This window comes from Streptomyces sp. NPDC090798 (genome assembly GCF_044768965.1).
In the GTDB taxonomy this organism is placed as follows: domain Bacteria; phylum Actinomycetota; class Actinomycetes; order Streptomycetales; family Streptomycetaceae; genus Streptomyces.
On record NZ_JBIVXA010000003.1, the window covers coordinates 431984 to 446809 of the forward strand.

The 14826-nt window shown below is 70.8% G+C and carries 12 protein-coding genes; 11 read left to right on the forward strand and 1 reads right to left on the reverse strand.

All coding sequences use genetic code 11. The annotated features are described in order from the left end of the window. The 11 genes from ACIQTP_RS09520 to ACIQTP_RS09570 all read left to right on the forward strand — a co-directional run bounded on the left by ACIQTP_RS09520 (position 1) and on the right by ACIQTP_RS09570 (position 13872). On the forward strand, positions 1-564 hold the full coding sequence (locus tag ACIQTP_RS09520) for a hypothetical protein (RefSeq protein WP_403398153.1): 564 nt from the start codon (positions 1-3) through the stop codon (positions 562-564). Then, positions 561-1718, forward strand: coding sequence for a glutamine-hydrolyzing carbamoyl-phosphate synthase small subunit (carA, locus tag ACIQTP_RS09525; RefSeq protein ID WP_402047933.1), 1158 nt, complete (start codon positions 561-563; stop codon positions 1716-1718). The genes ACIQTP_RS09520 and carA overlap by 4 nt, the downstream gene beginning before the upstream one ends. Further along, positions 1711-5019 carry a carbamoyl-phosphate synthase large subunit gene (gene carB, locus ACIQTP_RS09530; protein WP_403397891.1) on the forward strand — a complete coding sequence of 1103 codons (3309 nt, stop codon included), beginning with the start codon at positions 1711-1713 and terminating at the stop codon, positions 5017-5019. The genes carA and carB overlap by 8 nt, the downstream gene beginning before the upstream one ends. A gap of 65 nt (positions 5020-5084) precedes the next feature. Further along, the gene (locus ACIQTP_RS09535) at positions 5085-6191 is read left to right on the forward strand and encodes a quinone-dependent dihydroorotate dehydrogenase (RefSeq protein ID WP_403397894.1); all 1107 of its coding nucleotides are present in this window, start codon (positions 5085-5087) and stop codon (positions 6189-6191) included. Next, a complete protein-coding gene (gene pyrF / locus ACIQTP_RS09540; protein ID WP_403397896.1) occupies positions 6188-7030 on the forward strand; it encodes an orotidine-5'-phosphate decarboxylase in 843 nt (280 codons plus the stop codon). The genes ACIQTP_RS09535 and pyrF overlap by 4 nt, the downstream gene beginning before the upstream one ends. 277 nt (positions 7031-7307) lie before the next feature. Further along, positions 7308-7631: an integration host factor gene (locus ACIQTP_RS09545; protein ID WP_016638838.1), complete on the forward strand. Its 324-nt coding sequence runs from the start codon at positions 7308-7310 to the stop codon at positions 7629-7631. Between the two features lie 37 nt (positions 7632-7668). Continuing rightward, complete coding sequence (gene gmk / locus ACIQTP_RS09550) at positions 7669-8226, forward strand: guanylate kinase (RefSeq protein ID WP_054233983.1); 558 nt, start codon at positions 7669-7671, stop codon at positions 8224-8226. A 47-nt stretch (positions 8227-8273) separates the two neighbouring features. Next, on the forward strand, positions 8274-8546 hold the full coding sequence (gene rpoZ / locus ACIQTP_RS09555) for a DNA-directed RNA polymerase subunit omega (RefSeq protein ID WP_003982715.1): 273 nt from the start codon (positions 8274-8276) through the stop codon (positions 8544-8546). 91 nt (positions 8547-8637) lie between these two features. Beyond that, positions 8638-9840, forward strand: coding sequence for a bifunctional phosphopantothenoylcysteine decarboxylase/phosphopantothenate--cysteine ligase CoaBC (coaBC, locus tag ACIQTP_RS09560; protein WP_403397900.1), 1203 nt, complete (start codon positions 8638-8640; stop codon positions 9838-9840). Positions 9841-10080: 240 nt separating this feature from the next. After that, complete coding sequence (gene metK, locus ACIQTP_RS09565) at positions 10081-11289, forward strand: methionine adenosyltransferase (protein ID WP_054233985.1); 1209 nt, start codon at positions 10081-10083, stop codon at positions 11287-11289. Positions 11290-11724: 435 nt separating this feature from the next. Further along, complete coding sequence (locus ACIQTP_RS09570) at positions 11725-13872, forward strand: primosomal protein N' (RefSeq protein WP_403397903.1); 2148 nt, start codon at positions 11725-11727, stop codon at positions 13870-13872. A 162-nt stretch (positions 13873-14034) separates the two neighbouring features. Here ACIQTP_RS09570 and ACIQTP_RS09575 read toward each other — a convergent pair whose 3' ends face one another. After that, positions 14035-14577: a hypothetical protein gene (locus ACIQTP_RS09575; RefSeq protein WP_352049278.1), complete on the reverse strand. Its 543-nt coding sequence runs from the start codon at positions 14575-14577 to the stop codon at positions 14035-14037. Positions 14578-14826 lie beyond the last annotated feature (249 nt).

The window sequence follows — 14826 nt, forward strand, 5'->3', positions numbered from 1 at the left end:
ATGGCCGCCTCCGTGGCTGCCGAACAGAAGTCGGCCGAAGTGACCGACTGGGCCGCCCGGATCGGCTGGCTCGTCGGCCTCGTCCTGTTCGTCGCCCTCGTCTACTGGCTGATGCGCGAGGGCTGGAAGTGGCGCGGCACCCTTCAGGGCGACCTGCCGGAGCTGCCCACCGCGCCGGAAGACCCCGGCCCGGCGAAACTGAGCATGAGTGGCCGCTACCACGGGTCCACGACCGCCGGGCAGTGGCTGGACCGCATCGTGGCGCACGGCCTGGGCACCCGCAGCCGGGTCGAGCTCACGCTGACGGAGGCGGGACTGGACGTCGTACGCCCCGGGGCCACCGACTTCTTCATCCCGGCCGAGGCACTGCGCGAGGCCCTGCTCGGCAAGGGCATCGCCGGGAAGGTCCTCAGTGAGGGCGGTCTGCTCGTCGTCACCTGGGCGCACGGCGACAAGCTGATCGACTCCGGGTTCCGCTCGGACCGGGCGGCCGAGCACACCGAGTGGGTCGACACCCTGAACCACATGATCAACAAGAGCACCAAGACGGAAGGCGCACGATGACGACCTCCATCCAGGGAGCCGCCTCGCAGCGGCACAAGGCAGCTCCCGCCGTACTCGTCCTGGAGGACGGCCGGACCTTCCGTGGCCGCGCCTACGGGGCCGTGGGGGTGACCTTCGGCGAGGCCGTGTTCTCCACCGGGATGACCGGCTACCAGGAGACCCTCACCGACCCGTCGTACCACCGCCAGGTCGTCGTCATGACCGCCCCGCACGTCGGCAACACCGGCGTCAACGACGAGGACCCCGAGTCGAAGCGGATCTGGGTCTCCGGATACGTCGTACGCGACCCCGCGCGCGTGCCCTCCAACTGGCGCGCCCGGCGTTCGCTGGACGAGGAACTGCGCAGCCAGGGTGTCGTCGGCATCAGCGGTATCGACACCCGCGCCCTCACCCGCCACCTGCGTGAGCGCGGGGCCATGCGCGTCGGCATCTTCTCCGGCAACGCCCTGCCCGACGAGGGCACCATGCTCGCCGAGGTGCGACAGGCGCCCGAGATGAAGGGCGCGAACCTCGCCGCCGAGGTCGCCACCAAGGAGACGTACGTCGTCCCCGCCATCGGCGAGAAGAAGTTCACCGTCGCCGCCGTCGACCTGGGCATCAAGGGCATGACCCCGCACCGTATGGCCGAGCGCGGCATCGAGGTGCACGTGCTGCCCGCCACGGCCACGGCCGAGGACGTGTACGCCGTGAACCCCGACGGGGTCTTCTTCTCCAACGGCCCCGGTGACCCGGCCACCGCCGACGGTCCCGTCGCCGTCATGCGGGAGGTACTCGCCCGCAGGACCCCGCTCTTCGGCATCTGCTTCGGCAACCAGATCCTGGGCCGCGCCCTCGGCTTCGGCACCTACAAGCTGAAGTACGGCCACCGCGGCATCAACCAGCCGGTGCAGGACCGTACGACCGGCAAGGTCGAGGTCACCGCGCACAACCACGGCTTCGCCGTCGACGCGCCGCTGGACAAGGTCTCCGAGACCCCCTACGGCCGCGCCGAGGTCTCCCACGTCTGCCTGAACGACCAGGTCGTCGAGGGGCTGCACCTCCTCGACCAGCCGGCCTTCAGCGTCCAGTACCACCCCGAAGCGGCAGCCGGCCCGCACGACGCCGCCTACCTGTTCGACCGCTTCGTATCCCTGATGGAGGGCCAGCGTGCCTAAGCGCACCGATATCCAGTCCGTCCTGGTCATCGGCTCCGGCCCGATCGTCATCGGCCAGGCCGCCGAGTTCGACTACTCCGGCACCCAGGCGTGCCGCATCCTGCGCGCCGAGGGCCTGAGGGTCATCCTGGTCAACTCCAACCCGGCGACGATCATGACCGACCCGGAGATCGCCGACGCCACCTACGTCGAGCCGATCACCCCCGAGTTCGTCGAGAAGATCATCGCCAAGGAGCGTCCGGACGTCCTGCTGCCGACGCTCGGCGGCCAGACGGCCCTCAACACCGCGATCTCCATGCACGAGCAGGGTGTGCTGGAGAAGTACGGCGTCGAGCTGATCGGCGCCAACGTCGAGGCGATCAACAAGGGCGAGGACCGCGACCTCTTCAAGGGCGTCGTCGAGGCCGTCCGCGCGAAGATCGGGCACGGCGAGTCCGCCCGGTCCGTGATCTGCCACTCCATGGACGACGTGCTCGCGGGCGTCGAGACGCTCGGCGGCTACCCCGTCGTCGTCCGGCCCTCCTTCACCATGGGGGGCGCCGGCTCCGGCTTCGCCCACGACGAGGAGGAGCTGCGCCGGATCGCCGGTCAGGGCCTCACGCTCTCCCCGACCACCGAGGTGCTCCTGGAGGAGTCCATCCTCGGCTGGAAGGAGTACGAGCTGGAGCTGATGCGCGACAAGAACGACAACGTCGTGGTCGTCTGCTCCATCGAGAACTTCGACCCCATGGGCGTGCACACCGGTGACTCGATCACCGTCGCCCCGGCGATGACGCTGACCGACCGCGAGTACCAGCGACTGCGCGACATCGGCATCGCGATCATCCGCGAGGTCGGCGTCGACACCGGCGGCTGCAACATCCAGTTCGCGGTCAACCCCGTCGACGGCCGCATCATCGTCATCGAGATGAACCCGCGTGTCTCCCGCTCCTCGGCGCTCGCGTCGAAGGCGACCGGCTTCCCGATCGCCAAGATCGCGGCCAAGCTCGCCGTCGGCTACACGCTCGACGAGATCCCGAACGACATCACGGAGAAGACCCCGGCCTCCTTCGAGCCGACGCTCGACTACGTGGTCGTGAAGGCCCCGCGCTTCGCCTTCGAGAAGTTCCCGTCCGCCGACTCCACCCTGACGACCACCATGAAGTCGGTCGGCGAGGCCATGGCGATCGGCCGCAACTTCACCGAGGCGCTGCAGAAGGCGCTGCGGTCGCTGGAGAAGAAGGGCAGCCAGTTCACGTTCGTCGGCGAGCCCGGTGACAAGGCTCTTCTCCTGGAAGAGGCCGTGCGGCCCACCGACGGCCGCATCAACTCCGTCATGCAGGCCATCCGCGCGGGCGCCACGCCCGAGGAGGTCTTCGAGTCGACGAAGATCGACCCGTGGTTCGTCGACCAGCTCTTCCTGATCAAGGAGATCGCGGACGAGCTGGCCGCCGCCGACAAGCTCGACCCCGAGCTGCTCGCCGAGGCCAAGCGGCACGGCTTCTCCGACGCCCAGATCGCCGAGATCCGCGGGCTGCGCGAGGACGTCGTGCGCGAGGTGCGGCACGCGCTGGGCGTGCGCCCGGTGTACAAGACGGTCGACACCTGCGCCGCCGAGTTCGCGGCGAAGACGCCGTACTTCTACTCCTCGTACGACGAGGAGAGCGAGGTCGCGCCGCGTGAGAAGCCCGCGGTGATCATCCTGGGTTCCGGCCCGAACCGCATCGGCCAGGGCATCGAGTTCGACTACTCCTGTGTCCACGCCTCCTTCGCGCTCGGCGACGCGGGCTACGAGACCGTGATGGTCAACTGCAACCCCGAGACCGTCTCCACGGACTACGACACCTCCGACCGCCTGTACTTCGAGCCGCTGACGCTCGAGGACGTGCTGGAGATCGTCCACGCGGAGTCGCTGGCCGGCCCGATCGCCGGTGTCATCGTCCAGCTCGGCGGCCAGACCCCGCTGGGCCTGGCCCAGGCGCTCAAGGACAACGGCGTGCCGGTCGTCGGTACGCCCCCCGAGGCGATCCACGCCGCCGAGGACCGCGGCGCCTTCGGACGCGTCCTCGCGGAGGCCGGTCTCCCGGCCCCCAAGCACGGCACCGCCACCACCTTCGCCGAGGCCAAGGCCATCGCGGACGAGATCGGCTACCCGGTCCTCGTACGGCCCTCCTACGTCCTCGGCGGGCGCGGCATGGAGATCGTGTACGACGAGACCCGGCTGTCGTCCTACATCGCCGAGTCGACCGAGATCAGCCCCTCCCGGCCGGTCCTCGTCGACCGCTTCCTCGACGACGCGATCGAGATCGACGTGGACGCGCTGTACGACGGCGAGGAGCTGTACCTCGGCGGCGTCATGGAGCACATCGAGGAGGCCGGCATCCACTCCGGCGACTCGGCGTGCGCGCTGCCGCCGATCACGCTGGGCGGCTTCGACATCAAGCGCCTGCGGGCCTCGACGGAGGCCATCGCCAAGGGCGTCGGGGTGCGCGGCCTGATCAACATCCAGTTCGCGATGGCGGGCGACATCCTGTACGTCCTCGAAGCCAACCCGCGCGCCTCGCGCACGGTCCCCTTCACCTCGAAGGCGACCGCGGTGCCGCTGGCGAAGGCCGCCGCCCGGATCTCGCTGGGCGCGACCGTCGCCGAGCTGCGGGCGGAGGGGCTGCTCCCCGCGCACGGTGACGGCGGCGAGCTGCCGCTCGACGCGCCGATCTCCGTGAAGGAGGCCGTCATGCCGTGGTCGCGCTTCCGCGACATCCACGGGCGCGGCGTCGACACCGTCCTCGGCCCGGAGATGCGCTCCACCGGTGAGGTCATGGGCATCGACTCCGTCTTCGGCACGGCGTACGCCAAGTCCCAGGCGGGCGCCTACGGTCCGCTGCCGACCAAGGGCCGCGCCTTCATCTCGGTCGCCAACCGCGACAAGCGCTCGATGATCTTCCCGGCGCGCGAACTGGTCGCGCACGGCTTCGAGCTGCTGGCCACCTCCGGCACGGCCGAGGTGCTCAAGCGCAACGGCATCAACGCGACGGTCGTGCGCAAGCAGTCCGAGGGCGCAGGACCGAACGGCGAGCGGACCATCGTCCAGCTGATCCACGACGGCGAGGTCGACCTCATCGTCAACACGCCGTACGGCACCGGTGGCCGCCTCGACGGCTACGAGATCCGTACGGCCGCGGTGGCACGCTCGGTGCCGTGCCTGACGACCGTCCAGGCACTCGCCGCCGCCGTCCAGGGCATCGACGCGCTCAACCACGGCGACGTGGGCGTCCGCTCACTCCAGGAACACGCCGAACATCTGACAGCGGCCCGCGACTAGCAGCTCTGAGGGGGACACCGGAAACGGTGTCCCCCTCTTCATGAGGCTTCAGAGGACACTGAGACATGTACAAGCTTTTCTTCCGGCTGGTCTTCAAGCGGATGGACCCCGAGCAGGCCCACCACCTCGCCTTCCGCTGGATCCGGCTCGCCGCCCGTATCCCCGTGCTGCGCACGTTCGTCGCCGCCGCGCTCGCGCCCCGTCACAAGGAACTGCGGACCGAGGCGTTCGGCCTGCGGATGCACGGTCCGTTCGGGCTCGCGGCGGGCTTCGACAAGAACGCCGTCGCGATCGACGGGATGTCGATGCTCGGCTTCGACCACATCGAGATCGGCACGGTCACGGGGGAGCCGCAGCCGGGCAACCCCAAGAAGCGGCTGTTCCGCCTCGTGCCGGACCGGGCGCTGATCAACCGCATGGGATTCAACAACGAGGGCTCCGCGGCCGTCAGCGAGCGCCTGGAGGCCCGTACGCCCGTCTTCAGGACCGTCGTGGGCGTCAACATCGGCAAGACCAAGGTCGTCCCCGAGGAGGAGGCCGTCGGCGACTACGTGAAGTCGACCGAACGGCTCGCCCGGCACGCGGACTACCTCGTGGTGAACGTGAGCTCGCCGAACACGCCCGGCCTGCGCAACCTGCAGGCCACCGAGGCACTGCGGCCGCTGCTGAGCGCCGTCCGCGAGGCCGCCGGCCGCGCGGTCACCGGCCGCCGCGTGCCGCTGCTCGTCAAGATCGCGCCCGACCTCGCCGACGAGGACGTCGACGCCGTCGCCGACCTCGCCGTCGAACTCGGCCTGGACGGGATCATCGCCACGAACACCACCATCGCGCGCGAGGGACTCGGTCTGAAGTCCGCACCCTCGCTCGTCAAGGAGACCGGCGGACTCTCGGGCGCGCCGCTGAAGGCACGCTCCCTGGAAGTGCTGCGCCGCCTCTACGCGCGCGTGGGCGACCGGATCACCCTGGTGGGCGTCGGCGGCATCGAGAACGCCGAGGACGCCTGGCAGCGCATCCTGGCCGGCGCGACCCTGGTCCAGGGCTACAGCGCGTTCATCTACGAGGGCCCCTTCTGGGGCCGGGCGATCCACAAGGGGCTCGCCGCCCGCCTCCGTACCAGCCCGTACGCCACCCTCGCCGACGCGGTCGGCGCCGATGTGAGGAAGTCCGCATGAGCCTGGAACCCTTTGGCGCGCGTCTTCGCCGTGCCATGGACGAGCGCGGCCCGCTGTGCGTCGGCATCGACCCGCACGCCGCCCTGCTCACCGACTGGGGCCTGAACGACGACATCGCGGGCCTGGAGCGGTTCAGCCGCACCGTCGTCGAGGCGCTGGCCGAGCGGGTCGCGGTCCTCAAGCCGCAGAGCGCGTTCTTCGAGCGGTTCGGGTCGCGCGGCATCGCCGTCCTGGAGAAGTCGGTCGAGCAGGCGCGGGCGGCCGGGGCGCTGGTCGTGATGGACGCCAAGCGCGGCGACATCGGCTCGACCATGGCCGCGTACGCGGAGACCTTCCTGCGCAAGGACGCGCCGCTCTTCTCGGACGCGCTGACCGTGTCGCCGTACCTGGGCTACGGCTCGCTGAAGCCGGCGGTGGAGCTGGCGCGCGAGAGCGGCGCCGGGCTCTTCGTCCTCGCGCTCACCTCCAACCCGGAGGGCGGCGAGGTGCAGCACGCCGTCCGCGGGGACGGCCGTGACGTCGGAGCGACCATGCTGGCCCACCTCGCCGCCGAGAACGCGGGAGAGACGCCCCTGGGGTCCTTCGGCGCGGTCGTCGGCGCCACGCTGGGCGATCTCTCCTCCTACGACCTGGACATCAACGGACCGCTCCTGGCGCCCGGCATCGGCGCCCAGGGAGCCACGGCGGCCGATCTGGCGGGCGTCTTCGGGACGGCGGTGCGCAATGTCGTGCCGAACGTGAGCCGGGGTGTTCTTCGTCACGGTCCCGACGTGGTCGCGCTGCGTGCGTCCGCGGAGCGCTTCGCGGAGGAGATCAGGGCTGCTGTGGGCGCTGCCTGAGCTCTTCGAGGGGCGGTCGGCGGTTCTTCGATGAGTGGCTCCGGAGCGGTTCGAGTCTGAATACATCCTCAAATCCGGGGCACTATGTCGCAAATGTCCGTCTCCAGGGAGGCTGACCAGGACTTTTCCGCTGTTCTCGCTGACTCCGGCGCACTTGCCCGCTAGTCTCCGTCGAGAGCGAATGGGCAAGCGTGTTGCTCGTAGCTCCCCAGGTGTGGGGCGACTAGGTTCCTCACCGGTCCGTATCCGACAGTTCGACATCCGAGGTGACGTAGGCGTGGCTCTTCCGCCCCTTACCCCTGAACAGCGCGCAGCCGCGCTCGAAAAGGCCGCCGCGGCTCGCCGGGAGCGGGCCGAGGTCAAGAATCGACTCAAGCACTCCGGCGCCTCCCTTCACGAGGTCATCAAGCAGGGTCAGGAGAACGATGTCATCGGCAAGATGAAGGTCTCCGCTCTCCTGGAGTCCCTGCCGGGCGTGGGCAAGGTCCGCGCCAAGCAGATCATGGAGCGACTCGGTATCTCCGAGAGCCGCCGCGTACGCGGCCTCGGCTCGAACCAGATCGCTTCCCTGGAGCGTGAGTTCGGCGGTTCCGGCGCCTGAGTCCTGGGCACACCGGGATTGCTGGAATAATCGCTGCATGAGTGAACGTCCGCGGCTGACCGTGCTCTCCGGCCCCTCTGGGGTCGGCAAGAGCACGGTCGTCGCCCATATGCGCAAGGAACACCCCGAGGTCTGGCTCTCGGTGTCGGCGACGACCCGTAAGCCGCGCCCCGGTGAGAAGCACGGAGTCCACTACTTCTTCGTCTCCGACGAGGAGATGGACAAGCTGATCGCCAACGGCGAGCTGCTGGAGTGGGCCGAATTCGCCGGCAACCGCTACGGGACGCCGCGTGCCGCCGTCCTGGAGCACCTGGAGTCGGGTGTGCCCGTTCTCCTGGAGATCGACCTCCAGGGCGCACGGCAGGTCCGCGAGTCCATGTCGGAGGCCCTGCTCGTGTTCCTGGCTCCGCCCTCCTGGGACGAGCTGGTGCGCAGGCTCACCGGACGGGGCACCGAACCGCCCGAGGTGATCGAGCGCCGCCTGGAAGCGGCCAAGATCGAACTCGCGGCCGAGCCGGAGTTCGATGTCACCCTGGTCAACACCTCCGTCGAGGACGTGGCGCGTGAGCTGCTAGCCTTGGTAGAAGTTGTTTGATCTTTCAGGTCACTTTTAGGTCATTTCCACCTTTCGGAAGGCAGAGCGTGTCCTCTTCCATTACTGCTCCCGAGGGCATCATCAACCCTCCGATCGACGAGCTCCTCGAGGCCACCGACTCGAAGTACAGCCTCGTGATCTACGCGGCCAAGCGCGCCCGTCAGATCAACGCGTACTACTCGCAGCTCGGCGAGGGCCTCCTCGAGTACGTCGGTCCGCTCGTCGACACCCACGTCCACGAGAAGCCGCTGTCGATCGCCCTGCGCGAGATCAACGCGGGTCTGCTGACGTCCGAGGCCGTCGAGGGCCCCGCGCAGTAGTCGTTCAATCGCTCATCCCAGGCCCGGCGGCGCGACCGCCGGGCCTGTGGTGTGTCATGGAGTCGTACGTTTCCGAGCTCGGGGAGAGACGGTGGACAAGCCCAAGGTCGTGCTGGGGGTCAGCGGTGGCATCGCCGCGTACAAGGCCTGTGAGCTGCTGCGCAGGCTGACGGAGTCGGGCCACGACGTTCGTGTCGTCCCCACCGACTCCGCGCTGCACTTCGTCGGCGCCGCCACCTGGTCCGCGCTCTCCGGCCACCCCGTCTCCACCGAGGTCTGGTCGGACGTCCACGAGGTCCCGCACGTCCGCATCGGGCAGCACGCGGACCTGGTGGTGGTGGCGCCCGCGACGGCCGACATGCTCGCCAAGGCCGCCCACGGCCTGGCCGACGACCTCCTCACCAACACCCTGCTCACCGCCCGCTGCCCGGTCGTCTTCGCGCCCGCCATGCACACCGAGATGTGGGAGCACCCGGCCACCCAGGAGAACGTGGCGACGCTGCGCCGCCGCGGCGCCGTCGTCATCGAGCCCGCGGTGGGGCGCCTGACCGGTGTCGACACCGGCAAGGGGCGGCTGCCCGATCCCGCGGAGATCTTCGAGGTCTGCCGCCGGGTGCTCGCCCGCGGCGTGACCGAGCCCGATCTCGCCGGCCGCCACGTCGTCGTCAGCGCCGGCGGCACCCGAGAGCCCCTCGACCCGGTCCGCTTCCTCGGCAACCGCTCCTCCGGCAAGCAGGGGTACGCCCTGGCGCGCACGGCGGCCGCCCGGGGCGCCCGGGTCACGCTGATCGCCGCGAACACCGGACTGCCGGACCCGGCGGGCGTGGACGTGGTGCAGGTCGGGACGGCCGTGCAACTGCGCGAGGCGGTTCTCAAGGCGGCCTCGGACGCCGACGCCGTGGTGATGGCGGCGGCGGTGGCGGACTTCCGCCCGGCCGCCTACGCGGCCGGGAAGATCAAGAAGAAGGACGACCGGGAACCGGAGCCGATCGTTCTGGTCCGCAATCCGGACATCCTCGCGGAGATCTCGGCGGACCGTCCCCGCCCCGGCCAGGTGGTCGTCGGTTTCGCCGCCGAGACGGACGACGTCCTCGCCAACGGTCGTACGAAACTGGTGCGCAAGGGGTGCGACCTTCTCGTCGTGAACGAGGTGGGGGAGCGCAAGACCTTCGGTGCCGAGGAGAACGAGGCCGTGGTGCTGGGGGCCGACGGCAGTGAGACCCCGGTGCCGTACGGGCCCAAGGAGGCTCTGGCCGAGATGGTGTGGGACCTGGTGACACGCCGCCTGGTGTGAACGTCCCGTTAACCCCAACAGCCGCGTCCATCAGCGCGAAATCGCCCGTGACGACCCTGGTGGAGACCGATCGTCATGGCGCAGAATGCCCGTGCCGCAGGTCACAGCGCTTCCGAGAAGCGAGACAGGGGGGCCTGTGGGCGAGTGCGACCGATAAACTGTTCTCGGACGACGTCGAGCGCAGCTCTCGTCCCGTCCAACAATGATCAGCCAGCAGCCGCTGCAACCACAGGGAGCGTTGTGTCCCGTCGCCTGTTCACCTCGGAGTCCGTGACCGAGGGCCACCCCGACAAGATCGCTGACCAGATCAGCGACACCATTCTCGATGCGCTTCTGCGCGAGGACCCGACGTCCCGGGTCGCCGTGGAGACGCTGATCACGACCGGCCTGGTGCACGTGGCCGGCGAGGTCACGACCAAGGCGTACGCGCCGATCGCCCAGCTGGTCCGCGACAAGATCCTGGAGATCGGTTACGACTCGTCGAAGAAGGGCTTCGACGGAGCTTCCTGTGGTGTCTCCGTGTCGATCGGCTCGCAGTCGCCCGACATCGCGCAGGGTGTCGACACGGCGTACGAGAACCGGGTCGAGGGCGACGAGGACGAGCTCGACAAGCAGGGCGCGGGCGACCAGGGCCTGATGTTCGGGTACGCGACGGACGAGACCCCGGAGCTGATGCCGCTCCCGATCCACCTCGCGCACCGCCTGTCGCGCCGCCTCTCCGAGGTCCGCAAGAACGGGACGATCCCCTACCTCCGTCCCGACGGCAAGACCCAGGTCACCATCGAGTACGACGGCGACAAGGCGGTCCGCCTGGACACGGTCGTCGTCTCCTCGCAGCACGCCTCGGACATCGACCTCGACTCCCTCCTCGCCCCCGACATCCGCGAATTCGTGGTCGAGCCGGAGCTCAAGGCCCTCCTCGACGACGGCATCAAGCTGGAGACCGAGGGCTACCGCCTCCTGGTGAACCCGACCGGCCGCTTCGAGATCGGCGGCCCGATGGGCGACGCCGGCCTCACCGGCCGCAAGATCATCATCGACACGTACGGCGGCATGGCCCGCCACGGTGGCGGCGCCTTCTCCGGCAAGGACCCGTCCAAGGTCGACCGCTCCGCCGCCTACGCCATGCGCTGGGTCGCCAAGAACGTCGTCGCCGCGGGCCTCGCCTCCCGCTGCGAGGTCCAGGTCGCCTACGCCATCGGCAAGGCCGAGCCCGTCGGCCTCTTCGTCGAGACCTTCGGCACCGCCAAGGTGGACGCCGAGAAGATCGAGACCGCCATCGCCGAGGTCTTCGACCTCCGCCCGGCGGCCATCATCCGCGACCTCGACCTGCTGCGTCCGATCTACTCCCAGACGGCCGCCTACGGTCACTTCGGCCGCGAGCTGCCCGACTTCACGTGGGAGCGCACGGACCGCGTGGAGGCCCTGCGCAAGGCCGTCGGTCTGTAAGCAACGCCCGTACGGTGAGGCCCGGTACCCCTTCGGGGACGCCGGGCCTCACTGTTTTCCCGGCGGGAGTCCCCTGGAGGGCCGGTCGCGTCGGTGGGTAAATCGGTGGTCCGGGTGGGGTCGGGGTTCGTAGGGTTGAGGTCTCCCGGTGCGATGGCCGCGGTTACTTCGGTGGAGTGCGCCCAGGGCGCGCGGTGAATCTGGATCATGGTCCGCTGCCGCTTGGAACTCGGGAGAACTGACGTCGTGGCGTCCGGTGCGATGGTCGCGGGTACTTCCGGGTGATTCCCTCGCAGGTTCGAATCCTGCTGCCGGTCCTTGGACCGGTATGGCCGAGTGGTCCATGGCAGAAGCGCCCTCGGGGCGTTCGTGATCCGTGACCGGCCTGATCTCGGGCGCGCGGCGGTGTCAGTGGGGTCTGGTAGGAATGTTGCTGTGAGCAGCGCGAACGGGTGGGGTGAGGGTGGCGCGGAGGGCGCGCCGCCCGAGCAGCTTGCGTTGATTCGGGAAGGGGTGCGGCAGGCCAGGGCGCCCAAGGCGAAGCCGCGCACGTGGCGGGGGGCGAAGCTCGCCGAGCAGCTGCCTGTCGCGCGTGTCCTGGTCGACAAGGGTGTGCTGCACCTCGACCGGTATTTCGACTACGCCGTGCCCGAGGAGCTGGACGCCGAGGCGCAGCCGGGCGTGCGGGTTCGGGTGCGGTTCGGGGCCGGGCGGCATCGGGTGCGGGAGGGCCGTCGTGAGGGCGGGGGGCTGATCGACGGGTTCCTCGTCGAGCGCCTCGCCGCGTCCGACTACTCCGGGCCGCTCGCCGCGCTCGCACAGGTCGTGTCGCCCGAGCCGGTGCTCGGGCCCGAGCTGCTGGGACTCGCGCGGGCCGTCGCCGACCGGTACGCGGGGAGCCTCGCCGACGTGCTGCAACTCGCGGTCCCGCCGCGCAACGCGCGGGCCGAGCAGAAGCCCTCGCCCGCGCCGCTCCCTCCGCCCGGCATGCCCGAGACCGGTTCCTGGACGCGATACGGGCGGGGGGCGTCCTTTCTCGAGTCGCTCGCCGCGGGCGGGACACCGCGGGCCGTGTGGAACGCGTTGCCGGGGCCCGGCTGGGCCGAGGAGATCGCCAGAGCCGTGGGCGCGACGCTCGCCTCGGGGCGGGGTGCGCTCGTCGTCGTGCCGGACGGCCGGGCTGTCACGCGGGTGGATGCCGCGCTGTCCTGCGTGCTGGGGGAGGGGCAGCACGCGGTGCTCACGGCCGATGCCGGGCCCGAGAAGCGCTACCGGGAGTGGCTGGCCGTGCGGCGTGGGTCCGTACGGGCCGTCGTGGGGACCCGGGCCGCCATGTTCGCGCCCGTACGGGATCTGGGACTCGTCGTCATCTGGGACGACGGCGACGACAGCCACAGCGAGCAGCACGCGCCGCAGCCGCATGCCCGGGAAGTGCTGCTGTTGCGAGCCGCCCAAGACAAGTGCGCGTTCCTGTTGGGGAGTTGGGGCTGCACGGTCGAGGCCGCGCAGCTGGTCGAGAGCGGGTGGGCGCTGCCGCTGGTCGCCGAGCGGGAGCAGGTGCGGTCGAGCGCGCCGCTCGTGCGGACCGTGGGGGACGGGGATCTCGCGCGGGACGAGGCTGCGCGGGCCGCCCGGTTGCCGACCCTCGCCTGGCAGGTGGTGAGGGACGGCCTGCGGCACGGGCCCGTACTGGTGCAGGTGCCGCGGCGTGGGTACGTACCGCGGATGGCCTGTGCGCAGTGCCGTGCTCCGGCTCGCTGCCGGCACTGCGCGGGACCGCTGGAGGCGCGGGACGCCGGGGCGCTGCTGTGCACGTGGTGCGGGCGCGACGAGGCGGCCTGGCACTGTCCCGAGTGCGGCGGGTTCCGGCTGCGGGCCCAGGTCGTGGGTGCGCGGCGGACCGCGGAGGAGCTGGGGCGGGCGTTTCCGGCCGTGCCCGTGCGGACGTCGGGGCGCGAGCAGGTGCTCGACACGGTGCCGGGGGCGCCCGCGCTCGTCGTGAGCACGCCGGGGGCCGAGCCCGTCGCCGAGGGCGGGTACGCGGCCGCGTTGCTGCTCGACGGCTGGACGATGCTGTCGCGGCCCGATCTGCGGGCCGGCGAGGACGCGCTGCGACGGTGGATCGGCGCGGCGGCGCTGGTGCGTGGGCAGGGGGCGGGGGGCACGGTCGTGGTCGTCGCGGAGCCGACCCTGCGGCCCGTGCAGGCGCTCGTACGGTGGGATCCCGTCGGACACGCGGTGCGGGAGCTCGCCGAGCGGGCCGAGCTGGGGTTTCCGCCGGTGTCCCGGATGGCGGCCGTGTCCGGTACGGCGGAGGCGCTCGCCGGGTTTCTCGCCGTGGTCGAGCTTCCGGGCGATGCGGAGGTGCTGGGGCCGGTGCCGCTGCCCGTCACGCAGGCCGGGGGACCGCGGCGGGTGGGGGCGCCGCCGCCGGGGGAGCAGTGGGAGCGGGCGCTCGTCCGGGTGCCGCCGGGGAGCGGGGCGGCGCTGGCGGCCGCGCTCAAGGCCGCCCAGGCGGCGCGGATGGCGCGGGGCGGAAGTGAGCCCGTACGGATTCGGATCGATCCGCCGGACATCGGGTGACGAACGTCAGTGAGGGTGCGGAGGGCGGACGGCGCGGGGGTGGGGGTGGGGGACGGGGTCGTGCTTCGGTCCGGGGTGCCGGGCCGGGCCCTCGGTCCGGGCCGCCCCGACCTGGGCCGCCTCCCGGCTTCGACGGTGCCGGGAGGCAGGCGAGAGGTGGGGTCAGCCGTTGCGGGGGCCCGGGAACGCCGTGGACCTGACCTCGTCGCGGAGGGTGGGGCTGCCCGCGGTCGGCTGGGTCGGCATGGAGCGGGCGGCGGGGACCGTCGGCACCGTGGGGATTCCCGTGTTGACGGCGACCGTGCGGGTGCCCGAGGTCTCCGTGGAGCGCTCGGCCTCGGCGGCGGCCTGCGCGGCGGCGCGGCGGGCGCCGTAACGGCGGTGCACCGCCTGCTTGGTGACCCCGAGGGCGGAGCCCACCGCGTCCCAGGAGAAGCCCAGGGAGCGGTCGAAGTCCACGGCGGCCGTGACCAGGGTCTCGACGCTGTCCCGCAGCTCCTGCGCGAGGCGGACGGTCGGGGCGGGGGCACGTCCGTAGACGACGAAGCCCGCGGAGGGGCCGGAGCGGCGCGGGCGGTAGACGTTGCCCAGTTGGGCGGTGAGCGTGCGCAGTGCGTCCACCTGCCGGCGGACCCGCTCGATGTCCCGCACCAGCAAGTGCAGGCTGGCCCGAGCCTGGGCGTCGTGGGTTGCGTGGTCGGCCATGAACAAGCCTCTCGAACCGGCGTTGAAAAGGATCGGGCCGCGATCGCGGCCCGTTGTGGTCAACTCTCTCTTGACCAACGCGTTTGCGGGTGAGTGGTCACGCTGCGGGGGCGTAAGGGCATATGCACAGGGCGCGTCCGGGGGCGTACGCCCCCGGTGCGCCGGGGTCACACCTCGGCCTTCGGCGTCTGTTCGCGTGTTCGCGTATTCGTGTGTTCGAGGTGTCGCCCGTCGAACCCCCGGGTCGCC

Coding starts and splice junctions, on each gene's coding strand:
- ACIQTP_RS09520 (WP_403398153.1), top strand. CDS start 1: ATGGCCGCCTCCGTGGCTGCCGAACAGAAGTCGGCCGAAGTGACCGAC.
- carA (WP_402047933.1), top strand. CDS start 561: ATGACGACCTCCATCCAGGGAGCCGCCTCGCAGCGGCACAAGGCAGCT.
- ACIQTP_RS09535 (WP_403397894.1), top strand. CDS start 5,085: ATGTACAAGCTTTTCTTCCGGCTGGTCTTCAAGCGGATGGACCCCGAG.
- pyrF (WP_403397896.1), top strand. CDS start 6,188: ATGAGCCTGGAACCCTTTGGCGCGCGTCTTCGCCGTGCCATGGACGAG.
- gmk (WP_054233983.1), top strand. CDS start 7,669: ATGAGTGAACGTCCGCGGCTGACCGTGCTCTCCGGCCCCTCTGGGGTC.
- ACIQTP_RS09575 (WP_352049278.1), bottom strand. CDS start 14,577: ATGGCCGACCACGCAACCCACGACGCCCAGGCTCGGGCCAGCCTGCAC.